General features: G+C 47.7%; 24 protein-coding genes and 1 riboswitch. Of the genes, 4 read left to right on the forward strand and 20 right to left on the reverse strand.

Going from position 1 to position 23,911, the window contains the following annotated elements; genetic code table 11:
• Window positions 1–75: 75 nt before the first annotated feature.
• The 5 genes from CR205_RS07655 to CR205_RS07675 all read right to left on the reverse strand — a co-directional run bounded on the left by CR205_RS07655 (window position 76) and on the right by CR205_RS07675 (window position 4,133).
• Window positions 76–492 carry a DUF2663 family protein gene (locus tag CR205_RS07655; protein WP_110518348.1) on the reverse strand — a complete coding sequence of 139 codons (417 nt, stop codon included), beginning with the start codon at window positions 490–492 and terminating at the stop codon, window positions 76–78.
• An 86-nt stretch (window positions 493–578) separates the two neighbouring features.
• Window positions 579–860, reverse strand: coding sequence for a hypothetical protein (locus CR205_RS07660; RefSeq protein WP_110518350.1), 282 nt, complete (start codon window positions 858–860; stop codon window positions 579–581).
• A 70-nt stretch (window positions 861–930) separates the two neighbouring features.
• The gene (locus CR205_RS07665) at window positions 931–1,521 is read right to left on the reverse strand and encodes a CPBP family intramembrane glutamic endopeptidase (RefSeq protein ID WP_110518352.1); all 591 of its coding nucleotides are present in this window, start codon (window positions 1,519–1,521) and stop codon (window positions 931–933) included.
• Window positions 1,496–3,079 carry a RecQ family ATP-dependent DNA helicase gene (locus tag CR205_RS07670; protein ID WP_161524714.1) on the reverse strand — a complete coding sequence of 528 codons (1,584 nt, stop codon included), beginning with the start codon at window positions 3,077–3,079 and terminating at the stop codon, window positions 1,496–1,498. The genes CR205_RS07665 and CR205_RS07670 overlap by 26 nt, the downstream gene beginning before the upstream one ends.
• The gene (locus CR205_RS07675; RefSeq protein WP_110518356.1) at window positions 3,057–4,133 is read right to left on the reverse strand and encodes a helix-turn-helix domain-containing protein; all 1,077 of its coding nucleotides are present in this window, start codon (window positions 4,131–4,133) and stop codon (window positions 3,057–3,059) included. Before CR205_RS07675 ends, CR205_RS07670 begins: the two co-directional genes overlap by 23 nt.
• 245 nt (window positions 4,134–4,378) lie before the next feature.
• Here CR205_RS07675 and CR205_RS07680 point away from each other — a divergent pair, with 245 nt between their 5' ends.
• Window positions 4,379–4,627, forward strand: coding sequence for a ferredoxin (locus CR205_RS07680; RefSeq protein WP_110518358.1), 249 nt, complete (start codon window positions 4,379–4,381; stop codon window positions 4,625–4,627).
• A 170-nt stretch (window positions 4,628–4,797) separates the two neighbouring features.
• Here CR205_RS07680 and CR205_RS07685 read toward each other — a convergent pair whose 3' ends face one another.
• Window positions 4,798–5,853, reverse strand: coding sequence for a M14 family metallopeptidase (locus tag CR205_RS07685; protein WP_110518360.1), 1,056 nt, complete (start codon window positions 5,851–5,853; stop codon window positions 4,798–4,800).
• A gap of 106 nt (window positions 5,854–5,959) precedes the next feature.
• On the opposite strand from CR205_RS07685, the gene serA reads away from it, so the two are divergent.
• A complete protein-coding gene (gene serA / locus CR205_RS07690) occupies window positions 5,960–7,558 on the forward strand; it encodes a phosphoglycerate dehydrogenase (protein WP_236634719.1) in 1,599 nt (532 codons plus the stop codon).
• Between the two features lie 76 nt (window positions 7,559–7,634).
• On the opposite strand, the gene CR205_RS07695 is transcribed toward serA, so the two are convergent.
• Window positions 7,635–8,447, reverse strand: coding sequence for a histidinol-phosphatase (locus CR205_RS07695; protein WP_110518364.1), 813 nt, complete (start codon window positions 8,445–8,447; stop codon window positions 7,635–7,637).
• A 151-nt stretch (window positions 8,448–8,598) separates the two neighbouring features.
• On the opposite strand from CR205_RS07695, the gene CR205_RS07700 reads away from it, so the two are divergent.
• A complete protein-coding gene (locus CR205_RS07700) occupies window positions 8,599–9,354 on the forward strand; it encodes a SurA N-terminal domain-containing protein (protein WP_161524715.1) in 756 nt (251 codons plus the stop codon).
• Between the two features lie 216 nt (window positions 9,355–9,570).
• On the opposite strand, the gene CR205_RS07705 is transcribed toward CR205_RS07700, so the two are convergent.
• From CR205_RS07705 to CR205_RS07720, 4 genes are read right to left on the reverse strand one after another with little or no spacing between them, the layout of a single operon-like run.
• The gene (locus tag CR205_RS07705) at window positions 9,571–10,128 is read right to left on the reverse strand and encodes a cob(I)yrinic acid a,c-diamide adenosyltransferase (protein WP_110518368.1); all 558 of its coding nucleotides are present in this window, start codon (window positions 10,126–10,128) and stop codon (window positions 9,571–9,573) included.
• A complete protein-coding gene (locus CR205_RS07710) occupies window positions 10,125–11,312 on the reverse strand; it encodes a heme ABC transporter ATP-binding protein (RefSeq protein WP_110518369.1) in 1,188 nt (395 codons plus the stop codon). The genes CR205_RS07705 and CR205_RS07710 overlap by 4 nt, the downstream gene beginning before the upstream one ends.
• A 15-nt stretch (window positions 11,313–11,327) precedes the next feature.
• Window positions 11,328–12,380 (reverse strand): FecCD family ABC transporter permease, encoded by a 1,053-nt coding sequence (locus tag CR205_RS07715; RefSeq protein WP_110518371.1) that lies wholly within the window; start codon window positions 12,378–12,380, stop codon window positions 11,328–11,330.
• Window positions 12,349–13,365 (reverse strand): ABC transporter substrate-binding protein, encoded by a 1,017-nt coding sequence (locus CR205_RS07720; RefSeq protein ID WP_161524716.1) that lies wholly within the window; start codon window positions 13,363–13,365, stop codon window positions 12,349–12,351. Before CR205_RS07720 ends, CR205_RS07715 begins: the two co-directional genes overlap by 32 nt.
• A gap of 186 nt (window positions 13,366–13,551) precedes the next feature.
• A riboswitch (cobalamin riboswitch) is annotated at window positions 13,552–13,765 on the reverse strand.
• Window positions 13,766–13,890: 125 nt separating this feature from the next.
• Between CR205_RS07720 and CR205_RS07725 the strand changes: the two genes are divergently transcribed.
• Window positions 13,891–14,403: a MogA/MoaB family molybdenum cofactor biosynthesis protein gene (locus tag CR205_RS07725; RefSeq protein ID WP_110518376.1), complete on the forward strand. Its 513-nt coding sequence runs from the start codon at window positions 13,891–13,893 to the stop codon at window positions 14,401–14,403.
• Window positions 14,404–14,495: 92 nt separating this feature from the next.
• Here the strand turns inward: CR205_RS07725 and CR205_RS07730 are convergent, their stop codons facing one another.
• From CR205_RS07730 to CR205_RS07770, 9 genes are all read right to left on the reverse strand, one after another.
• Window positions 14,496–16,271 (reverse strand): ATP-binding protein, encoded by a 1,776-nt coding sequence (locus tag CR205_RS07730; RefSeq protein ID WP_110518378.1) that lies wholly within the window; start codon window positions 16,269–16,271, stop codon window positions 14,496–14,498.
• On the reverse strand, window positions 16,271–16,990 hold the full coding sequence (locus CR205_RS07735) for a response regulator transcription factor (protein WP_110518380.1): 720 nt from the start codon (window positions 16,988–16,990) through the stop codon (window positions 16,271–16,273). The genes CR205_RS07730 and CR205_RS07735 overlap by 1 nt, the downstream gene beginning before the upstream one ends.
• A gap of 213 nt (window positions 16,991–17,203) precedes the next feature.
• Window positions 17,204–18,391 carry a c-type cytochrome biogenesis protein CcsB gene (gene ccsB / locus CR205_RS07740; RefSeq protein ID WP_110519735.1) on the reverse strand — a complete coding sequence of 396 codons (1,188 nt, stop codon included), beginning with the start codon at window positions 18,389–18,391 and terminating at the stop codon, window positions 17,204–17,206.
• Window positions 18,372–20,045, reverse strand: coding sequence for a cytochrome c biogenesis protein ResB (gene resB, locus CR205_RS07745; RefSeq protein ID WP_110518381.1), 1,674 nt, complete (start codon window positions 20,043–20,045; stop codon window positions 18,372–18,374). Before resB ends, ccsB begins: the two co-directional genes overlap by 20 nt.
• A 9-nt stretch (window positions 20,046–20,054) precedes the next feature.
• On the reverse strand, window positions 20,055–20,585 hold the full coding sequence (gene resA, locus CR205_RS07750) for a thiol-disulfide oxidoreductase ResA (protein WP_110518383.1): 531 nt from the start codon (window positions 20,583–20,585) through the stop codon (window positions 20,055–20,057).
• Window positions 20,586–20,700: 115 nt separating this feature from the next.
• Window positions 20,701–21,420, reverse strand: coding sequence for a pseudouridine synthase (locus CR205_RS07755; RefSeq protein ID WP_110519736.1), 720 nt, complete (start codon window positions 21,418–21,420; stop codon window positions 20,701–20,703).
• Between the two features lie 205 nt (window positions 21,421–21,625).
• On the reverse strand, window positions 21,626–22,156 hold the full coding sequence (locus CR205_RS07760) for a spore maturation protein (RefSeq protein ID WP_110518385.1): 531 nt from the start codon (window positions 22,154–22,156) through the stop codon (window positions 21,626–21,628).
• 4 nt (window positions 22,157–22,160) lie between these two features.
• Window positions 22,161–22,754 (reverse strand): nucleoside recognition domain-containing protein, encoded by a 594-nt coding sequence (locus tag CR205_RS07765; RefSeq protein WP_110518387.1) that lies wholly within the window; start codon window positions 22,752–22,754, stop codon window positions 22,161–22,163.
• Window positions 22,747–23,901, reverse strand: coding sequence for a D-alanyl-D-alanine carboxypeptidase family protein (locus CR205_RS07770; protein WP_110518389.1), 1,155 nt, complete (start codon window positions 23,899–23,901; stop codon window positions 22,747–22,749). Before CR205_RS07770 ends, CR205_RS07765 begins: the two co-directional genes overlap by 8 nt.
• Window positions 23,902–23,911 lie beyond the last annotated feature (10 nt).

Genomic DNA, 23,911 nt, shown 5'->3' on the forward strand with positions numbered 1-23,911 from the left:
TTGCTGTTCCCGCAGGAGTGTCGCTCGTTCGTTCCAATCAACTTGGTTAAATCAACTTTAGACTTTACTGAGCCTTTATTTATGATACAGGTTAATCCTGTAATCCTTCAGCATTTCCGCATAAATCTCATCGCGGTTTTCCCCTGACCAGATCTCACCTGCACGATCGATCACTTCCGATCTGAGGCGGTCCAGATCACGCTCGGCCTTATCAAGTGATTTCCGCTTCATATCCGTATATTTAAACGTAAGGATGGCACATGCAAGCAAAATGAGAATAACCGGGTCATGAAGAATCGCAGTAATATAAGCTGAGCTGTGGTGACGCATAAAGATGCCTGCAGCCATGTAGAGAATCGTGATCCACAGTACGATTAAGTGGAGACAGCCGGCTCTCTGTATCACTTTTGCTGCTATAATTTCCTTCTGCTTTGCCTTTATAAGAGCATTTACAATATGCGCTTCATAAGCACTTTTTTCCTTCCCGCTCATAGGAACCTCCAGGACTCTGACCTATTATCATCCTATGAGGACAATCCTGTATTCATGCACAAAGGCCCTTGTAAGCAGGTAACCATTTAACCCCAGACCGGATATGTAATCACTCCGAGTACGAGAAGGAGAAACAAAATCAGCATCAGCCTTGCAAGAGGTATGTGGATCGTTTTAAACGTATCCCCTTTCAGCTCCTGTTCTTTTGCCAGTTCTTCTTTTCTTTTTTCCTCTCTCTGTCTGCGCACAACGCTTCGGGGCGGCAGGTTTCCGGATTCCGGTGCCCATTCCCGGTCTGACCAGTCATTCTGTGCATTCTTCCCGTCTTCAGTCCGCTCTGGACTGTCTGAAAGCTGATGAATCCCCATTTGCTGTTCACCTCTCTGACGTCCTTTTTATTATTTTCAACAAAAAGAGCCGTTCTGTAAATAGGATGTTTTATCGATTTTTCCCGTTTTTTACAAACCACCCGTACTTTATCGCACAGCCAAGGATCGCGTCAATAAAGAAGTGAGCGCTTATGACGGTAAGCAGGTTTCCTGTGAGCAGATATACATAGCCAAGGAGAAAACTTAATCCTATTGTAAATGCAAAGAGAAACGGCTGGTGAAGATACCTGAAGTGTATCAAAGCGAACAACAGGGAAGCCGCTATAATACCTGCTGATGTCTGAATCACCCCTCTGAACAGGATTTCCTCGGAAACCGCCACCACGAAGGATATGACGGCAATATGGAAAATGGACCGGTTGCGGAAGATTCGTTCATTGATCCCACCGTCATCAAACCATTTTTCCGGTAAAACCTTTATGCAGAGCCATTCCAGGATCACAACGGCGACAGCAATGTAAAAACCCAATGCCACAGCCGACCAGGTCCATTCGATCAGTGTAAACGGAGTAAACCAGCCTCCAAGCAGCAGCCTGGAAGCAAAAAGAGCAATCAGCAGCATGATCGCCTGGGAAATGTATAAATTCAGGATCAGTTCTTTGTCGGAGAGTCCTTTAATGATCTGTGCCTGCCTGTTCAACACTCACTGCCTCCCCGGTCTGCTTTTTCTGATGGAGTATCGTGCGAAGCATATCGTCCCATCCTCCTGCAGGTTTCTTATATGAATGATTATATATGTCCTTATTAACAGCTGGATAAGCTTCAAACTCGTGTCCGCAGTTGGTGCAGCATCGATCAGGACTGCTTGTACTTTCTTCCCCGAAATAACTCAAAAAGGCATTTCTGAAACAGGAATTCCGGCTGTTTACAATTCGCTCTACCTCCAGAAACTGTGCCTCTTTTTCCCGCTTTCGCATTTGAAACTTAAGCTGGAGCTGCTCCTTCCAGTTTCCGTCAAGCTCGCCCAGGCGAATTCGGCCGTCAGACCCAGCTGTTCCTGCCTGTTCGAGGTAAAAACAGAGAAGACGTTGTTTCGTTTCTTCAGCCGTGCACGTTTTCACTGCATCCTTCGTCAGCGGTGCAGGCTCTCCTGAGTTCCTTATTTGGAGAAGCCTTTCATACAGAAGGGACAATTCATTATCATCCGGCAGCTCCGATGAAATCATGGATAAAGGGAGCTGACGATCTTCTGACTGATAAAGCAAAAGAGCAGATGCAGGATCCCCTCCTCTGCCCGCGCGCCCGGTTTCCTGAAGATAATGTTCGGGTGACTGCGGGAGATGATAATGGATAACAAAGGCTACGTTCGGTTTGTTAATCCCCATCCCAAATGCGTTGGTACAGCACACCACATCTGTTTCATCGCTGAGGAACTGCTGCTGGACAAGAAGCCGGTCTTCTTTTTCCATTCCCCCATGGTAGGATACAGTTTTAAGTCCGCATTTGTTGCGGATTTTAACAGCCAGCTTCTCCGCTTCAGCTCGGGTGGCTGTAAAAACGATTCCCGGTTTCGGATGGGATTTCAAAGCAGTGAAAAGGATATCTTCCTTCTCCTCCCAAGAGTCTGCCTTTTTGACATGAAGTGAAATGTTAGGCCTGTCCACGGAATAAACAGACTGCCGCACATTTTCGAGGTCCAGATGTGTGATGATATCCGACTGAACTTTTTTGGTTGCCGTTGCCGTGAGAGCCAGACATGGTGGATTTCCCAGTGCACGGCGCACCTGGGCAAGCTTAAGATAATCTGTTCTGAATTCATGTCCCCACTGGGAAATACAGTGAGCTTCATCTACTGCAAACAATCCTGTGCGGACTTTCTTCAGACGTTCAAGCACCATTTTATTCTGAAGCATTTCAGGCGATAAAAATAGCAGTGACCTGTCGTTTAGGCTGTCAAGAATCCGCTGCCTGTCTTCATAGGAAACATGTGAGTTTAAGGCGGCCGCTCCTTTTTCACCCATCCCCTTCAGCTGTTGTACCTGGTCCTCCATTAGAGAAAGCAGGGGAGAAACTATGACCGTGATCCCCGGTAAAAATCTTGCAGGGTACTGATAACAGAGCGTTTTTCCTGTTCCGGTCGGGAGTACGGCAAGAACATTTCTTCCCGCCAGTACGTTTGTTATAATTTCCTTTTGACCGGTCCTGAAGGTATTGAAGCCAAAGACCCGTTCAAGCTCACGTTCTGATGGTCCCTGCATGAGTTTCTCCTTTCTTCTCTGCCAGAGCAAGTCTGATGGTGAAGTAATCATATTCTTCGCCAAGCTCATCTTTTATTATTTTCAGCCGGTTTGTTCCGAGTCTGACAGCCGTCTCTTCAACTGTCCTGAGTTTTCGGCTGTCGGCAAACATCCCGGCTTCAAAGGAGGGATGCATTTTCGCTATTTCCACTGCATGATCCTCCACGGTGCTTCTCTGCAAGTTCCGAATCCGCCGGACCTCTTCCAGGCTCATCCCCTTTTTAAGCAGATCCAGTGTTTTCCCCGCCGACCGGGTCATCAGTAGGCGGTCTTCCTCCGGTTTCACAAACGAGGCGAGAACAGAAAACTGATTTTTTTCCTGTAAAGAATTTAATATATGATGGAGCACCGTCCGAAATTTTATATACGTAAAGGAAGGGTCCCCCCCCTCCCCGGCCAATTGTGTATAAGTCTGTCCAGCACCGCTGGATGAAGAAAGACGACTGACAAACAGGTAAGCGTACTCTTCTTCAATTGCTTCAAGTGAAGCCTTCAGTTCCCTGTAAAGCCTGCTTGCTGCAGCTGCTCTTTCCTCCTGTGTACCGGGAAAATGCCGGCGGACCCATTCCTGCACGTCGTAGTCGTAATGAACCGGTACAAATTTACGGGACTTGTCCAGTACGTTTGACAGAGACTGAATGTAAAGGGATAACCGTTTCCAGAACCACTCAGCCTCTCCGCTCCATTCAAACCTTCCTGCATTATATTTTTCAGGAAGAAAGTATTTCTCATCAAGCTTTTTCAAAACGCCGCGCCCTGATTTCGTGATTGTCATGAGTCCCCGGTGTGACTCTGTCACCAGACCTGCTTTTGAAAGGTCTGAACGGACCTCATGAATGTATGCAGGAGAACGATGTTTTAAACTTGCCGTTAACGGTAAAACATAAAATAAAGATGCATCCTGAAGGGTCTGGGCTGAACGTTTACCGCTGAGCAGATGGACGGCACCATTGCCTGTCCGCTGTCCTTTCAGCCGGGCCGTCATTGTAAGAAACAGCCATCTTTCAAGATCCATTCCTTTCCCCCCCCTTCAACCGGTCAGTCTTACTTACTGAACCCATTATAGAAGATTAGACCGATTCCGGCTACAGTAAGCGCCGGCATGAAAAGTTCCCTGCACATTTTCTATTGAAAGTAAGAGGGAGAACATTTACAATAATCTTTAGGTGAGTAAAATCATTTCCATGTTCTTAATAAGGCCCTTTTTACATAATAGAAAATTAAAGGGACAGTTTTAATATAAACCGGGAGGTAATAACAATGGCAAAGTATACAATTGTAGACAAAGACACTTGCATTGCTTGCGGAGCTTGCGGGGCAGCAGCACCCGATATTTATGATTACGATGATGATGGGATTGCTTTTGTAATTCTTGACGATAATGAGGGCACAACTGCAGTGCCGGACGAACTCCACGAAGACATGGAAGATGCCCTTGACGGATGCCCTACTGACTCCATTAAAGTGGCAGACGAGTCGTTTGATGGAGATCCTCTGAAGTTTGAATAGCCTAAAAAACCACCCTGCCTTCGGGCACGGTGGTTTTTTATTGATTCTGTAAAGGTCTTCAGTCAGAGATCAGTAGGCATTGCGGGCCAGACTAAACCCGGCAGGGCAAAGCCCGCGGAAAGCGTCCGCATACAGTGTAATAAAGGTAATCTTAACAATAAAAGCCCAAATTATAGTCTAAGCCCTTCGAGCGCAAGGGGTACACCGTTCGCCCAGATTTCACTGTACCCTCTTAATGGCAGCGGATTTGTACCGGTGCCAAGCTCAACTGTAAAACCCGGACGGCCCGTATTCTGTATAAACCAGTCTTTATAGCCCCCATCACTGTCTGCTGTATGAATAGGGACATAGGAACTGTTCCTTGACAGTCGGTGCACCATCTCTTTGCTCTCCGGAGGTTCAAACCCTTTATAACCCCAGAAAATCATCTGACCCTGGGAATGAAAAGCAATTACATAATCAAACCTTCGGCGGTTGGTGAAGTTAAATACAGCAAGCGCCTCCGGTTCTGTCAGAGCAGCCTTTCCGCTGTAATGGCGGGGCCAGGGTCTGTCCGGGCTTTCGTCAGCCTCCTTCTGCCACCCCGCCGGCCACTGATGATTAAGATCTACACCGCGGATATTAGCAGACCAGTGATCAAACATCTCCCCTCCCCGGTTAATGTAACGGATTTTTTCACAGAAAGGATGGTTGGGATAATTCCCCTGCTGAACAAGCTCGATCCCATCAGGATTGACCATCGGAACGACGTAAAGTGTGACTTCCTTTAAAAGAGCAGCAGCATCATATCCAAAGAGGGATGCTTCATCAGCAGAAGCTTCAGCCAGATGATCAAGCCATTCGCATAGGAATTTACTCGTCATCCACTCATTTGCGTGCCATCCTCCAGAGTAGAACACCTCTTTCTTCCCGCTGCCTGCCGTAAAAGCGTAAATTGGCTGGTTCATAACCGAATAACCGATCGTGTCGCAGTGTATCAGCCCTTGAGACAGCCATTTATCCCTGTACGCCTGAACATCAGCAAAATTAAACTCCTCAAGGCACACCCCTTTACGATGCCTCAGCCTGTTTTTCTGTTCAGGTACACATATGATCCTGCCCGGTTCAACATAGTACTCCAGATCTAAAGTGCCATTATTAAAATTACAGAGTGCCAAGGGACTGATCCCGTATTTTACTGCGATCCTGCGCACCGTGTCGCCTCTTTGAACTGTATAACGGTTCATTGGTTTCTCCCCCGCTTCCGGTGAAATAACATTTCGAATATTTCCGCTTCATGATATGATATGCGTACATGCAGGCAGTATATCACCATACAGGGAGGTCCTTGATTTGCTACAGACGGACAATCATGAAAGATTTACAGTACTCGTATCAGACCCATTAAGCAGTGAAGGACTTGCACCGCTGCTGAAAGTACCGCATATTCGCGTAATCGAAAGATCTCTTGATCAATTTGAGGAGCCGCTCCCCGGTATCGATGCGCTGATAGTCAGAAGTGCCACTGTCGTCACCAAAGAAGCGCTTGCACAAATGCCTGACTTGAAACTGATCGGAAGAGCCGGAGTGGGCACAGACAACATTGATGTTGAAGCTGCTACAGAACGGGGCGTCATTGTGGTAAACGCGCCGGACGGCAATACGATTTCCACTTGTGAGCATACCTTTGCTATGATGATGGCCCTGATGCGGAATATCCCTCAGGCGCACGCTTCTGTCAGATCTGGTGAATGGAACAGAAAGAAATTCGAAGGAGCAGAGCTCTACGGGAAGACGCTTGGAATTATAGGTTTTGGGAGAATCGGCTCGGAAATCGCAGCAAGAGCAAGAGCTTTTAGAATGAAAGTCATGGTTTACGATCCGTTTCTTACAGCAGAAAGGGCAAATAAAGCAGGCGTTAAAGCCGCATTGCTGGAGGATGTTCTTGAACAAGCGGATATTCTCACTGTACATACACCTCTTGTTAAAGAAACGAGAGGATTGATAAACAGGACAACTATCGCCAGGATGAAAAAAGGGGCATTTCTTTTAAACTGTGCACGAGGCGGGATCGTGGATGAAGCTGCTCTTGCCGCAGCTCTTGAAAGCGGGCAGTTAGCCGGAGCAGCCCTTGATGTGTTTGAATCTGAACCTCTCGGGGATTCCCCGCTCAGACAGATGAACCAGGTTATCCTCACCCCTCACATTGCTGCGTCTACGAAAGAAGCACAGCAAAGCGTGGCAAGACAGGTGTCTGAGGAAATCATTGCATTTTCCGAAGGGAGAACAGTGACGCACGGGCTTAACTTCCCCCACATCCCCGGTGAGCAGTTTGATAAAATACGGCCGTTCTATGACCTGGCTGTTAAAATGGGGAAAATGGCATCCAATTTCATGCGAGTGCCGGTCAAAAACCTTTCCGTCTCCTACTCGGGTGAAATTGCAGAACAGGATACAACCCTGCTTACCCGTGCTGCACTGAAAGGCTTCTTTAAAAACCGAATCGACTCTTACGTTAACGATGTTAACGTTTCTTATATTTCAAAAGAACGAGGTGTCTCCTGGAGCGAAAAACGTTCGCAGGAAGAAACAGGCTACCAGAATCTGATCAGCATTACCGTTGAAGGAGAGGACCACTTCTTTTCCCTTACAGGCACTTCCAACAGGGACTTTGGACTGCGGTTCTTAAAGATCGATGATTTCTCAGCTGACTTTCAGCCCTCTGAGCATCAGCTGTTTATCAGCCATACAGACAAACCTGGTGTGATCGGCAGTGTAGGCCAGCTCCTTGGTACGCACGATGTCAACATCGCAACCATGCATGTAGGGCGCAAATCAGAAGGCGGCGAGGCCATGATGATGCTCACTGTGGACAAGGAAATATCGTCTGAAACCGCATCTGCACTGCAGAAAACAAAAGAAATTAACCGTGTCATCGTTCTCGAACTTTAATGCCTGCTGTAAATTCTAATGACAGAGAACCCCGGAAAGCGGGAATGTCCCTCACCTTCCGGGGTTCTCTGTTTCTTTATGTCAGGCTTACTTCTTTTCTTTTACCCTGATTAAACGTCATGAGTGTTGTATATCCTGCCTCCCTGGCAAGGGCCACAGCCTCCTCATATCTGTATCCGACATGAGCCGGCTCGTGAGCATCGGATGACAGGACGATCGGGACATTTTTCTTTTGGCACATTTTCAGCAGTTCCGGTTCAGGATACATTTTCTCTACAGGCTTTCTAAGGCCAGCGGTACTGATTTCTACACATGTTTTGGAATTGGCAAGGGCCGAGGTGATCCGGTCGTACTCATTCATCAGAAATTCCCGGTCATCAGGCACATATCTGAAGATTTTCACCAGATCAAGGTGGCCGATGACGTCAAACAAATTGCTTTCCGAAAGAGTAACAACCTGGTCAAAATACTTCCTGTAAACTTCCTTCACGTCCCGCCTTTCCCACTCTTTTCTGTACTCGGCAAGATCGATGCCGAAGTCCCCTACCCAGTGGATGCTCCCAATGACATAATCGAACGGATAATCCCTAATGAATCTTTCCATTTCAGCATGCCTGCCTGGAGTATAGTCCATTTCTATGGACATTTTTACATCAAGCCCCTGCTTCTCTGCTTCCTTAAAAAGATCCACATATTCCTCCATCGTGTACCATCTCCGCTTATCTACCCACGGATTGCTCAAAATGTCTTTTGTCTCATGAAAATGATAAGCATGTTCCGAGATCCCAAATTCCTCAATTCCCTCTTCCTCAGCCTTCGTAATGAACGCTCTCAAATAGTCGATCGTGAGAGTCCCCTTTTCCAGATGATTATGATAGTCTGTCCGCATGAACGCTCACTCCTTCCCAATGTGATTTCATTTTAGCATAACGCGGTCTCTCATACTTTTAGAGATTCTCCAATTTGAAACAAGCCTTTCAAGTATGGTAAAGTTGGAACCAACGCTGAAGAAATCATTCCAACTCAGAAAGGTGATGTACATGAAACGCCTCAAAAAGACATTTGCAATCGGAGTCGCTGTGACTACGATTTCTGTTCTGGCCGCATGCGGCGAAGATGAATCTCCGGAGGTTAACGAAGGTGAAGAACCGGCAGATCAGGAGCAGCCGGCTGACACAGATGATGAAGGAGACGATACAGCAGTCGAAGACATGCCTGAAGATACGTCTGATTTACCGGAAACGATCGCCACTGTTAATGGCGAAGATATTTCCCGTTCTGAGCTCGATATGCAGCTCCAGCAGCTTGAAGATATGATGGCGCAGCAGGGAATGGACCCGGAAGATGAAGAAATGCAGGAAATGATCCAAATGCAGATGCAGCAATTTATTGATCAGCTTGTGACCCAGCGTATGCTCGTTCAGGAAGCTGACAATCAAGGTATTGAAGCAGATGAAGAACAAGTGGAGGAAGAGCTTGAAAACTTCAGAGCTCAATTTGAAGAGGAAGAAGATTATCAGGAGTTCCTTGAACAGATTGGCTATTCCGAAGATGAAGTAGAAGAGGAGTTCCGCAGCCAGATTGTTATTAATGAACTTCTTGAGCTTAACCACCTTGAAGAAGATGAAATTGAAGTAACTGACGAAGAAGTTGAACAGATGTATGAAATGCAGCAGATGCAAAACCCTGAAATGGGAGAACTTGATGATGAGCGTGAAAGCATCGAAGCTGCTGTAAAAGAGCAGAAGTATATTGAGCAGCTTCGTGAAGAAAGCGACATCGAGATTCACGTGTAATTTAATTCCCCTGCAGCCGGGACGAAACAAATCAGCCTGCTTCCTGCAGGCTCAGTCCCTGCAGGAAATAGAAACGGTTCCAGTTAAAGTTTAACTGGAACCGTTTTTTTGCTGTTTTAATTTAGTGGATTACGCATCCGCGCTTTTTGAGTCCCATGTTCCTGATCATCTCTATGCATTCGGAAGACCAGGCCCCACTACCGGGCTTAAGTGTCCTCACTTAAATACATCCCCGCTGCTTCTGTAAAGAACATCTTTGTGGCCTTCCCTGAAGTTGACTACTCTTGCAGCCGCAAACAAGTAGTCCGACAGACGATTTACATACTTCAAAATCTCGGAAGGTATGTCTTCCTCCTCCATTGCAGCGATAATGTTCCGCTCGGCCCTGCGGGCAACAGTTCGGCACACATGCAGATCTGCTGCAGCCTGACTGCCGCCCGGCAAAACGAAGGTTTTAATTTCCGGTGCTTCTGCCCAGTAGGTATCAATTGCTTTCTCGAGGATTTCCGTGTAAGCATCCTTCGTTTTATATTCAGGATTTTCCGTTACGTTGGCAAGGTCAGCCCCGAGATCAAACAGCTGCTGCTGAATTTCTGTGAGCTCCTCGCGCACGTCCTTTCCTGCCTGTTCAGTTAATGATACTACTGCTTTTCCGATAAAACTGTTCAGCTCATCTACTGTTCCATATGCCTCAACCCTTAAATGGTTTTTGGCTACACGTCTGCCAATCAGGTGCGTCTTTCCCTGATCACCTTTTTTTGTATAGATTTTCATTGTTTCGCCTCCTTCTGAAGAGATCTCAGGCATTCGCCTACTTTCATCTTCAAATCTTCCACCCTCGGTTCCTTCTTTTCGCCTCTGCAGCTTGCAATAGTAAACTGGGCAATCTCGCTAAACTGCCTGGCCAGCTGAAGCGAAAGGCTGAGTGCTTCACTGTCTGTTAACGCACTGTTAAGAACGAGGGTAAGTGTTATACTTCCTTGTTCAGTTCGAGCAATAAAAACGGCGAAGGCTGATGAATGACTTTCTGCCAGATCTTCATAAGCTATGGGGAAGACGGTTTCCCAGCCGAACGGCTCCGGGTCCATCTCTGTCCGAAGGGTTCTCAGCGGCACATCACTTTGTGCTTCTATACCTTTGGCTGTTTCCCGAAACGACAGGAAGGGAACTCTGTTTTCGACCTCAAAAGGCCTGCACGTTATAAGTGGCACCGGCACGGATGGATGTGAAGATGTTACAACTGGTGCCTCATAAACGGCAGTAAGCCTGTCGGATGCGAGTACTTCTTCCGGACGCCCTTCTCCCTGAATCCGTCCCTCCTTCAAAAGAAGCAGACGGTCACAAAACATGGCAGCAATGTTCATATCATGCAGAATCGTAACGACAGTGAGCCCTTCTTCATTAACCAGTCTGTGCATCATACTCATCAAGTCTATTTGATAGGAAAGATCCAGATGGTTGGTCGGCTCATCCAGAAGCAGAAGGCGGGGCTCCTGCACAAGTGCTCTTGCCAGAAATACACGCTGTTGTTCACCGCCGCTGAGATCATGGAGAGGCGAGTCGGCAAATTGCATAAGATCCAGCTGATCCATCACACGCTTGACTACTCTTTCATCTTCTTCGTCAAAGAAATTAAACAACCCTTTTTTATAAGGATATCTCCCCATGGAGGTCACTTCTCTGACAGTAAACGAAAAGGACTGCTCGTGCTTTTGAGGAAGAACAGCTGCAATTTTAGCCAGATCGCCGGCCCCATATTCATGAACCGGGCGCCCTTCAAGTTCAACAGACCCGGCTTGGGGTTTCAGTGCACCAGTGAATGTTTTCAGGAGCGTTGTTTTGCCGCATCCGTTTGGTCCAAGAATCCCGTAAAGAGCGCCCCCCTTAATAGAAAACGTCAGATCATGGAGAATCCGCTTATTATCATAGCCTGCGGAAATCCCTTTTACATCTATCATCCCGCTCACTCCTTCCTAGGAAAGTCCCGGTGATTTTTTCAGTTTGGATACAAGAATCAGCCCGAAAACAGGCGCTCCGATCAGAGCCGTAATCACCCCGATCGGCAGTTCCTGTGGAGCCAGAATGGTGCGTGCTGCCACGTCGGCAAGGATTAGAAATGCCCCGCCGGCAATGGCAGACAGCGGCAGCAGGTGCTTGTGATCTGGCCCTGCCAGGATTCTGACAAAATGAGGGATTACGAGTCCGACAAATCCGATCATGCCTGAAACTGCTACAGCAGCCCCTGTCAAAATAGCTGCGGCTGTAACGATCAGCTGTTTTTTTCTTTTTACATCTATGCCAAGGTGTCTGGCTGATTCCTCCCCAAACGCAAATACATTCAGTTCACGCCAGTGAAAAAGAAGAAGCAGAAGACCTGCCGCAAAAAATGGAATAATCAGCGCCACATAATTCCAACCTCTCATCCCTACAGAGCCCATCAGCCAGTTGATGATCTGTCGGAGTTCGTCTGTACTGAGGGCGATCATGAGTGAAATAAATGAACCGAGAAAAGAGCTGAGAATAATGCCCACAAGTATTATTGTTTCAACCGCCATTGTTCTGCTTACAAGTCTGGCAAACAGCAGCACAAGGTAAAGGGAGGCCATGCCTCCTAAAATCGCAGCCGCAGGTAATGTGAAAGAACCGAGCAGTGGAATCGTTAAACCGAAATAAAAGACAGCTACAGCCCCCACCGCGGCACCTGATGATGCGCCAAGCGTATAAGGGTCCGCCAGGGGATTTCGCAGCAGCCCCTGAAACGCCGCTCCTGCAGCAGCAAGTGAAGCACCAACAAACAATGCCAGGAGGACCCGTGGCAGCCTGATTTCCATCACGATGTGAGCAAGTGTTGGCTCAACTTCTCCGAAGCTTCCAGGTACCAGGATTCTGAGCACATCTGCTGGTGAAATCTTTACACTTCCTGCACCGATCCCCACCAGTAAGGCTCCTGCAAGAACAGTAAGGGCTATTATGTAGCCTGAAACGATCCTGTTTTTAGTAGTGTTCCGGGTAGATAAGTTCGGCAAGTTCTTCTAGTCCTTCGATGAGACGGGGTCCCTGGCGGTTCACTTTGTTCGCGTCCTCAAACTCGTACACACGCTCGTTTTCCACTGCCGGCACACTCTGCCAGGCTGCACGGTCAAGTACCTGCTGGCCGGCACTCTCTACATACGCTCCGTATGTCAGAACAATAACGTCCGGGTTCAGGCTGACAGCGTCCTCTTCTGTGAACTGGACCCACAATTCTTCTTCCCCTGCCGCGTTTTGAGCACCAATGAGACTAAGCATTTCATCCAGGAAAGTCCCTGCTCCGGTCGTAAAAAGAGGATCCTGTCCGACTTCAACCCACACGCTCACCTGCTCATCTTCCGGAATGGATTCCCCGGTTTCACGAATATCTTCAATACGGCTTTGCATGTCTTCTATCATCGTATCCGCCTCATCGTTTTTACCGAGAACAACTCCTGCAAGTTCAATCACATCATAAAGATCATCAAACTTATTGGTATCTTCAAGAACGACAACCGTTATCCCCGCATCCTCAATCTGGCCGACAGCATCCATATCATTTAAAACCCCCGCCATCACCAGATCAGGTTCCATCGCAATAACCTGCTCGACATCAATTGTCATATCTCCAACCGTGTCAAGCTCACTTACTTTTTCAGGGTAATCGTCATTTAACGTAACTGCCGACAGCTGATCCCAGGCATCCAGACCGTAAATCAGTTCGGTATTACTCGGCAGAATAGAAATCACCTCTGCCGGCTCTTCCTCAAGCGTAACTTCCTCTCCGCGGGCATCTTCCACTGTTACAGGAAATTCCTCATCATCACTGTCTTCTTCCAACTCGTCACTGGATGTCTCGTCATCTTCTTCAGTGTGATCGTTTTCTTCAGCTGTCTCTTCACTGCTGTCTGTACCTGCCGATTCTTCTGTTTCACCGTTATCACCGCAAGCAGCAAGAATCAATGATCCCCCAAGAATCGTAGTAAGTAATGCTCTTTTCATTTCTCTCTCTCCCTTTGTATATGTAATTGTGTAAATGTTCATCGTCTGGAAGATGGAGGTTATGAACACAAAAAACCGTTTTGAAAGAAAGAGCCTTCAAAACGGAGAAAAATGCATATGAAATCACAAAATAACAAACTTGCACTGTTATCCTGTGCTGTTCACTGCTTTTACCTTTTTCCCGAAGGCATCATTTACTTTAAGGCAGGTCTCCTGACTCGTGCACGTTAGGCTGTCACCTTCCTTCCCGTCATGGACAGTGGAATGGATCATGATCCGAATTGTGCTGACGCACAATGGTTACAGCCGGCGCACTTACAGTGGCGGGACCGTGCCGGACTTTAACCGGCTTCCCTTTTCACACGCTGAATACAGCGCGACCTTAAAGCAGCAGACGTATGAAATTCATTTACTCGTTTCATTATACAATAGAAATGCGGGTTCGTCACAACATAACTGGAGACTGGTCACAGATCATGGTATCGCTTACAATAGATTTTAAGTCTGAAAAAAGGTGGAGATAAGATGGGCACAGAACAGCACAGGCGGGAAGCGCCGGATTCTGTTGGCTGTATGGTCGTAACAGTCTCCGATACGCGAACAGAAGAGACAGATCGGAGCGGCCGGTTAATGATTGAAAAACTAAGAGAAGCCGGTCATATGATTGAGGATTATGTGATCGTAAAAGATGACTACACAGCTGTTCAGTCCGCCGTCAGAACCGGAGAGAATAACAGAAGTATTGCCGCTGTTTTAATTAACGGCGGAACCGGTATCGCTCTCCGGGACACAACATATGAAGCAGTAGAAATTCTCCTGGACAAAACCATTCCCGGTTTTGGAGAACTGTTTCGTTACTTAAGCTACGAAAAGGATATTGGGCCTGCCGCCATGCTGAGCAGGGCTGTGGCAGGCGTCCGGGGAGACACAGCTATTTTTTCAACGCCCGGCTCTTCCGGAGCAGTCCGGCTTGCAATGGACGAACTTATCGTTCCAGAGTTGGGGCATGTAGTCAGGGAGATAAGGAAGGATCTTTAGCGTGTGGGTAAACAAAAAAAGGCTCCGATTATCATAATGATAATCGGAGCCTTTTCACTTACAGGAGCCTGTTTTATCCCGGGACAAAAATCTTACTCATACTCCTTACGACCGGGAATAAACACGGTAAAAGTGGTCCCTTCGTTCAGCTTGCTGTGAACAGAAACTTTCCCGCTGTGAGCCTGAACAATGTTTTTAACAATCGAAAGCCCAAGGCCCGTCCCTGCCCTGCCGCGGGTTCTTGCCTTATCAGCTTTGTAGAACCGTTCAAAAACGAATGGAAGATCTTCGTCCGGAATACCGCTTCCCGTATCCTCCACATCGATTCTTACGCCGTCTTCCTCTTCCTCAAGAGCAAGTGTGACGCGGCCGTTTTCGGATGTATGCCGGATGGCATTATCAATCAGATTGGTGAGTACCTGTTCCATCCGATCCTCGTCAATCAGATAATGGCGGCTGACCGTCCTGATTTGTTCTGTGAGGTGCACGTCATGTTCATTTGCCACGGTAGAGAATTTCCTGTACACTCTTTTCGCAAATGCGGTCATATCCGTCTGCTCACGGTTTAACTGAATATGCCCCGCTTCCATTCTTGCAAGATCAAGCAGTTCATTTACGAGACGGCCCATCCGCAGGGACTCATCATATATAATTTTAGCAAGTTCCTTTTTCTCTTCTTCCGATTCGGCAATGTCATCTATTATTGCTTCACTGTATCCCTGTAGCATGGAAATCGGTGTGCGCAGTTCATGGGATACGTTGGCGACAAAGTCTTTTCTCAATTTATCGTGAAGTCGTTCTTCCGTCATGTCGCGAAGAACGGCAACAGCTCCGCGAATCACTTCTTCATCATAAAGGGGGGTCATAACGATCACCCAATTTCTGCCCTGTATGTCTACTTCTGCGAGCTGTTCCTCTTCTTTCTCAACGACTTCACGGAACAAGTGCCCGATCTCCTCCGGCAATGCCGCCTGGTCCCCGCTGACTTTTTCATAGCGCCATGCCTCTACGAATGCTTCTGCTGGTGGATTCATGACGCTCATTTCACCTCGGCGGTCCAGCGTTATAACGCCGTCCGCCATCGAGCTTAAAATGCGGGATAACTGTTCTTTTTCCCGGTTAAGGGCAGCAAGGTTCACGTTCAGCGTCCGGGCCATCCGATTGAACGCCATCGCCAGAAGTCCAATTTCATCGCTCGTCTGAATCGGCACTTTGGAATTGAAATTCCCTTTTGCCACTTCCAGAGAAGCCTTGCGCATCCGTCTGAGCGGTGCCGTAATTCTGGTGGTCAGGAAGAATGCAAATACTGTTGTCAGAATGATTGCGATACCCGCGCTGAGAAAAATAATATTTTTCGTCTGCGAGGAAGCCTCTTCCACGACATCAAGCGACTGGTACAGATATACTGCACCGGACTGGCCATCGGACACGAATGGCATACCGACAACCAGCAGTTCCTGGTGTGCCCCGCTCCCCCCGTTCAGTTCATAGTCCCCGCGCTCAACAACGACTTCTTCTTCATTCATTACCCTGGCCAGATCATTGTCGGCATAAAACAACTCCACCGGCAGCTCATGGCTGGTATCTCCGGAGGAATACCAGTACTCGTCCTCATCAAGCACAATGACAGATCTCGTTGAATAGTTTTCTGCGATCCTGCTTCCCATGGAGACAGCGGCTTCCCCAGGGTGATTATCCTCCATCAGCCCCACAATAAGAGAGGCATGGTTGAGCAGCTGCTCCTCTGCCTGTTCGCTGTGGAAATGTTCAAAGTACTGTAAAAGAAGAACTGTAAGCACCAGAAGGACGACGCTTACAAGAAGTAAGATCGTCGCCCAGAGTTTTCCTACTACGCTTCGCCAGAACATTACTGTCTGCCTGCCTCAAATTTATAACCGATACCCCATACAGTGGAGATCATATTGGCTGCATCAGGCGATACTTTATTGAGCTTTTCACGGAGCCGCTTGATATGCGTGTCAACAGTTCGCAAATCCCCAAAAAATTCATAGTTCCATACGTTCTTCAGAAGATCCTCCCGCGCAAAGACTTTATCCGGAGCCTGGGCCAGGTAATGCAGGAGTTCATACTCTTTAGGGGTAAGACTGATCTCCTGATCATCTGCAAGCACCCTGTGAGCGTCGTTATCAATCGTAAGATGAGGGAACACAAGAATATCTTTGGCTGCTGTTTCGGTCTGAAGGAATTTCGTCGTGGATGCACGTCGCAAAAGGGCTTTCACCCGAAGCACCACTTCGCGCGGGCTGAACGGTTTTACAATGTAATCATCGGTCCCCGCTTCAAACCCCTGCACACGGTTTGCTTCCTCACCTTTGGCTGTAAGCATGATCACCGGTGTCGCTTTATGCTTTCTCAATTCCTCACAAACCTCGATTCCGTCGATACCAGGCATCATAAGATCAAGCAGAATCAGGTCGTAATCTTCATTCATTGCCATATCCAGGGCTTTTTCACCATTTTCAGCGTCATCAACCTGATAATTTTCCCGCTCCAGATACATTTTTAACAGCCGCCTGATGCGTTCTTCATCATCAACGACCAGTAGTCTTGCTTCTGTAGTTTCCATCTTTGCACAGCCTCCTGTCTAAAACTGCTGCCGCCTGGCGGCAGGCATTCAAACTGCATCTTCTATCAGTTTATCACTCCGTACAACCCTCCGTCACAGAATCGGCACGAAACCTGTGTCAATAAGGTGAAAAATCAGGAAGCGCCTTCTTAAAGTTCCCTTTTACAAACATAAAAAACCGCCGGTAAATACCGGCGGCTATTAACGTTAACGTTACATAGCATAAGAGTGCAGCCCTGCAATAACGAGATTCACAAATATCAGGTTAAACATAATGATCGCAAAGCCGATCACACAAAGCCATGCACTTTTTTCTCCTTGCCAGCCTCTTGAAAGGCGCAAATGGAGATAGGCAGCATAAAACAGAAACGTAATAAGAGCCCAGACCTCTTTCGGATCCCATCCCCAGAACCGTGTCCAGGCTATTTGAGCCCAGATCATGGCGAATATGAGTCCTCCGAGAGTAAAGATCGGAAACCCAATCGCAATCGCCCGGTAACTAAGTTCGTCTGCACTCTGCGGATTCACACTTTTGACAATGGGCTGCAGCGCTCCTCCAAGCGGTTTACGGAAGATCAGACGGAGCAGCCAGTATAGCGCCGTACCGGCAATAAAGGCCCAGATAACGGCATTCAGGTCATCCGCAACGATAAAGTCAGGTGCCATAAGAAGAGGATTGGATCCTTCTTCTGATGCCAGTGTTGCTTCATTCGGTCCGATAATAGCAGGAAGCTGGTAGGTCATCTGCGCTTCTTCACCGTATTCGTTCACATAGTTGAATTCTTTATCATATCCGGCTGCCCCAAAGCCCATGTTTAACATCACATGGCCTACAAAACATAGCAGTCCGAAAAGAACGAGTTCAAGCGCGGTAACTTTACGGGATTTCTTTGTGAAATCTGTTACCCGCACAAGATAAACAAGTCCTGCTGCGAACCCGACAGCGAGAATCCCCTGACCAAGCGCTGTTGTAATTACGTGAATCTGCAGCCACCCGGTCTGAAGCGCTGGAATCAGCGGCTGGATCTCTGTTGGGAAGACCGATGCATAGGCAATAATCAGCATGACCACAGGCATTGTAAAGAGCCCGAGGACCCGGCTTTTATAGATCGGGTAAATAATCACAAATCCAAGACCCATCATTATTCCGAGAAATGTCGTATATTCAAACATGTTACTTACAGGGGCGTGGCCCGCTGCCATCCAGCGGGTCACAAAATATCCGATTGCCAGAACGAATGCAAGAACCGATGCAATATATCCGTAGGTTCCCATGCGGTTTCGTTCTTCCCCTTTTTTATCCTTAAAGCGCCCGCCTGTAATTGAAACAGCAAACAGTACTGTCGCAAGAAAATACAGGAAAAAAGCGGCTAAAAGCAGATTACTGCTTGTCTGTGCCAGCGTTGTCATTGTTCGAGTTCACTCCTTCGTCCCTCTGCCCTGTCGTTTCCTCTTCTGCCTGATCCTCAGGTTTAGGAAGTCCTGTCTGCTCTGACAGCCAGTCAAAATCCTTTTTCAGGGCGTTCCAGTTTTTATTTGCGTGACCGGCGAGCATCAGTTCCCCATCACGCTCCTGAATCCACATCCGGCGGTGATGCCAGTAGGATCCCTGCACAAGACCAATCATAAAAATGATGCCTCCTGCGATGAGGATCGGTATCGTGCGGTCACGCCGGACAGCGAGTGCACTCACGTGGTTCGTATCAAAATCAACCATGCGGAGACGGTATTCATTTTCCTCGGAAAACGGATTGTTTACCTGAATACCAATCATACTCATTTCACCCTCGTCTTCCCCAGGAGGTGTAATCTCCACGATGAGGCGCGGGTTGTCCGGAATGCGGTTCACAGTACCCGGTTCGTTATTTTCAAATACATAGTTCGGGAAGTATTCAAGAATTTCCACTGTAAATCCGTTATCAAGTTCATAGAACACTTCCGGGTCGTACAGATTCACATCAATTGTTTCACTGAACATCTCATTATCGGATCCGTCTTCCGGTTCCACTGCGAAAGTAAACTCCGAAAGTTCGTTAAGTTTAAAGTCCACCTGATAAAGTGAAAATCCCTCAAATGAGAGGGGGTCGTTTACACGAATGGCATATTCCTGCACCTCTTCCGGTTCTGCGCCGGCCCCAATCGTCTCAGATGACTGCTGAAGAAGTGTAACCGTAGTCTGATAGGTTTTCGCAACCGCACTTGCCTGCTGCGGATTGTTGATGAAACGCTCGTCCTCGTCATCATAAAACTCAATCAGGAATTCTTCATTTCTGACCGAATATTCCCCGCCAGTGCCCTTCACTTCCACAGTCTGGCCTTCCCTGACCCAGATGTGATCATCCAGATACATTTCAGGAAACAGACGGAGCGTCGCCCCGATCAGAAAGATAATCAGACCGATGTGATTGACATACGGTCCCCACCTGGAGAAACGGCCCTTTTCAGCAAGAAGGTTTCCATTTTCTTCTCTCACGTTATATCTTTTCTTCTTGAGCGTGTCCTTTGCCAGCCGGATCTTCTCTTTTGCCCCATCGTCTGCTGCTGTTCTGCTGTATAGACGCTGACGTTGCATGAAACCTGGGTGGCGGCTTACCCGCTGTGTTTTCAATGCGCGGTGCAGAGGAAAAAAGCGGTCGATGCTTGCCACGATAATGGACGTGCCAAGAGCTGCAACAAGCAGCATATACCACCAGGAACTGTAGAGATTATGAAACCCGAGCTGGTAGAAAAGCTGGCCTGCTGTCCCATATTCCTCCCGATAGTAAATGGACGCCCGTTCACCTGGCGGAATAAACATTTCCTGGGGGAAAATCGTTCCCAGTGATGACGCCAAAAGCGTCAGAACGATAATCCAGATACCAACCTTAACGGAAGAAAAGAAATTCCATATTTTATCAACAATTGTTTTACTGTAAGTCTGGGAGCGCCTTGCTGCTCCCTCATATCGCATATTTACGAGCCCTTTTCCCTGATCTTTCAGCGGTTTACCGCACGATTCGCACAGTTCAGTGCCGTAGGGATTTTCATGGCCGCATTCACAAATCACTTTCTTCATGGTGACCCCCTAGCCGCTGTCTGGTACTAATTTTTCCAGCGCTTCAAGCACCTGCGCCTCCGTTTTTCCGCCTACCTGATTCTCGATTACTGTTCCTGACTCATCGATCAGATAAACAGCCGGCAGATGCCGAACACCGTATGCGTTGCTAACCCGCATGCCGCGGTCAATAACGTTAGCATAAGGGACGTTGTGCCTGTCAATGAACCGCTGAACCGATACAGACGGTTCGTCCACATTCACTGCAACAATTTCGACCCCTCTTTCTTTATAATCCTCATGATGTTCTTTTAAGTACTCCATTTTATCCCGGCAGTAATTGCAGTACGTTGCCCAGAATGTGAGATACACGCCCTGGCCTTTCAGTTCATCAAGATGAACAGTGTTGCCTTCTGTATCTTCAAGAGCAAAATCCGGAGCCTGATCCCCTGCATCCACAAGGCCGCGGTCCTCCGAAAAATGTGTGTAAAAGGTATAACCGAGGGCGGCTGCAAGCACAAGCAAAATGGCCGTTCTTATGACAAGTCTCCTTTTTTTCATTTATTCTCCCCTCGTGTTCGGCAGCATTACTACTGCCGGACAGTTTATTCCATACTCCCATATTAGCACTCGAATACAAGAGATTACAGGGAAGAGCCCCTGTTAATAATGAACATTATGTGACGGCAAGTTCACGAAGTTTTTTCACTTCATGAGGCTTCAGTTCACGAAATTCACCAGCGTTTAAACCTTTTAAAGTCAAAAAGCCGTATTGCTCGCGCTTCAGCTTTTCCACGGGATGGCCGATGGCTTCAAGCATGCGGCGTACCTGGCGGTTTCGCCCTTCGTGGATTGTGAGTTCCACAATGGCATTGTCCTTCTGCTTGTTTCCTTTGATCATTTTTACTTTTGCCGGTGCTGTTTTACCGTCTTCAAGTTCAATTCCTTTTTCAAGGGTTTTCAGCTTCTGTTTGGAAGGAACTCCTTTCACTTTTGCAATGTACGTTTTATGAATTCTGAATTTCGGATGCATAAGTGTATTAGCGAAGTCCCCATCGTTTGTGAGAATAATCAGGCCTGATGTATCATAATCGAGCCGGCCTACCGGATAGACCCGCTTGTCCGTTGCAATCATCTCTGTAACCGTTTTTCTGCCATGATGGTCATCCACACTGGAGATTACCCCCTGTGGTTTGTACAGCAGGAAGTATACCGGCTCTTCCTTTCCAATAGGCACGCCGTCCACTTCAATTTCATCGGTTCCTGGGTCAGCCTTGCTTCCCAGCTCCTTGACCACTGTTCCGTTTACTTTCACGCGGCCTTCTCCAATCAGCGTCTCCGCTTTTCTTCTTGACGTTACGCCCGCCTGGGCAATAATTTTCTGCAGTCTTTCCACGTCTTTCACCTCTTCTATCTGGTCGGCACCCTGGTTATTTTCAGTTTCGCCGTCAAACACATTGTTTCAAACTTTAATTTTATCCTTTTTTCGTCAAACTCTCAATGGAGAAGTGAATACAGGGGAAAAATGAGTAATATCCGGAAATTATTGTTTCCTAAACAAACAAAAAAGACCGACCCTGTTCAGGACAGATCTTCTCTGATTATGAAAATACAATGGTGACAACTGTAATAGCAGCAGCGATGCCGATGACGTCGGCCAGAAGTCCAACTTTCAGAGCATCTCCCATCTTTTTAATGCCAACTGCGCCGAAATAAACCGTAAGCACGTAAAATGTTGTATCAGTACTTCCCTGCATCGTGGAGGCGAGTCTGCCGATAAAGGAATCGGGGCCGTGGGTGGCAATCAGGTCAGATGTCATCCCGAGAGCGCCAGTACCTGACAGTGGACGAATCATTGCAAGAGGTACAATATCTGCCGGAACCCCTATCGCATGAAGTGCCGGCCGGATCAAATCGATAAAAAATTCCATCGCTCCCGATTCCCTGAAAACGCTGATGGCAACGAGCATACCCACAAGGTAGGGGATAATGGCAAACGACATACCAACTCCTTCTTTCGCCCCTTCCACAAAAGCTTCATAGGCAGGGACTTTTCTGATTGTCGCCACAATCAGAATGAAGGCAATCAGACATGGAATGATCCAGAGTGAGAGATAAGTAACAACGGCCACCCGCTCACCCCCTTCCTTTCCGCACTCTCCGGTAATAGAAGTACCGGTCGATGAGAATCGCTCCTGCAGTGGAACATGCCGTCGCCACAATCGTGGTCCCGACAATTTCAGTTGGAGAGACAGAACCATATTGAAGACGCAGTGAGATCACCGTTGTGGGTATGAGAGTGATGCTTGCTGTGTTGATAGCAAGAAGCGTAATCATGGATCGGCTCGCTTCGTCCCTGTTCCCATTGAGTTTTTTTAATTCCTCCATTGCTTTTATCCCCATTGGCGTCGCTGCATTTCCGAGCCCGAACATATTCGCACTCATGTTGGATAAAATGTAGCCCATTGCCGGGGATTCTTTCGGAACGTCGGGAAAAAGCCGTCTTACAAACGGTCCGAGCAGCCTGCTAAGTCCACGCAGAATCCCGCCTTTTTCCGCAATTTTCATCAGACCAAGCCAGAACACGAGTACACTGATCAGTCCAATACATATGGTGACTGCTTCACGCGCACCTTCAAAGACGGCTTTGTTCACCTGATCCATCGTCCCGTTCACTGCTGCAAACGCGATACCGATGACAAACAGGATCACCCAGATCAGGTTAACCACTTGTTTTCACGCCGGTTGCCGTAAAAAACAAGTTCCATATCTTCTGCCAGAACGATCGTTTTACTTTTACATCAGTCTCATAGGAGAGGGGAACAGCTCCAATTTTTTCACCGTCCAGGTACAACTGCACAGAACCGATCGGGTTCGGGTAGCCTTCTTCTGCCCAGCGGTTATCTTCAGGCGGTTCAATCAGGGTGAGTTTCAGCTCGATCAGCTGTTTCTCGTCTTCTGTAAGGGGATATTCGAAACTGTAGTCCGCGTACACTTTTCCTTTGTAAAAAGGATCGTTAATATCTTTAACTTTCCCTTCTTTTACAAGTTCTGTAAGCGTCAGATTGTTAAAGGCCCAGTTGAACATATTCATATGGTCATTCCAGTCACTCCCGGCGTTGAGGGTAACCGCTGCCAGAGCAAGACCATCTTTTTCTGCTGTGGAGACAAGCGTCCTCTTCGCTCTTTTTGTATATCCTGTTTTCCCTCCTGTGGAATACGGATAAAGCTGAGTCAGCAGACGGTTTTTATTGTTGAATACACGATAACCGTTTTCCCGTTCGGAAGCTCTGTAGCTTTTTGTAGCCGACACTTCCCTGAAAGTTTCGTTTTTCATGGCATAGCGGGTAAGGACAGCCATATCGTAGGCGGTGGAATAATGCTCCTCATGATCATCAAGTCCGTGGGGGTTGCTGAACACCGTTCTGCTCATCCCGATTTCATCCGCCTTTTCATTCATCATGTAGACAAAGCCTTCAAGACTCCCCCCCACATGTTCGGCAATCGCCACTGCAGCATCATTGCCGGATCGAAGCATCAGACCATATACAAGATCTCTCAATGGCAGTTTTTCCCCTGCGTACAGATAAAGGGATGATCCTTCCGTACCTTCCGCCCGGGAAGTGACGGTTACGAGCTCATCGAGATCTGCCTCTTCAATGGCCAGGATGGCGGTCATGATTTTAGTAATGCTTGCGATTCTCATCTGTGTATGGGCTTCTTTATCATATAAGATCCTGCCGCTTTCCAGCTCCACCAGGACCGCCCCCTCGGCTGATGTTCCTCCTGGATACCCGTCAGCCTGAGCGGATTGCGGCTGTCCTGACATACTCCAGGCAAAAATAAGGATCAGAATTGCAGTCAGATTTCGTTTCATCGCGAGTCCC

The sequence above is a fragment of the Alteribacter lacisalsi genome (genome assembly GCF_003226345.1).
GTDB lineage: Bacteria > Bacillota > Bacilli > Bacillales > Salisediminibacteriaceae > Alteribacter > Alteribacter lacisalsi.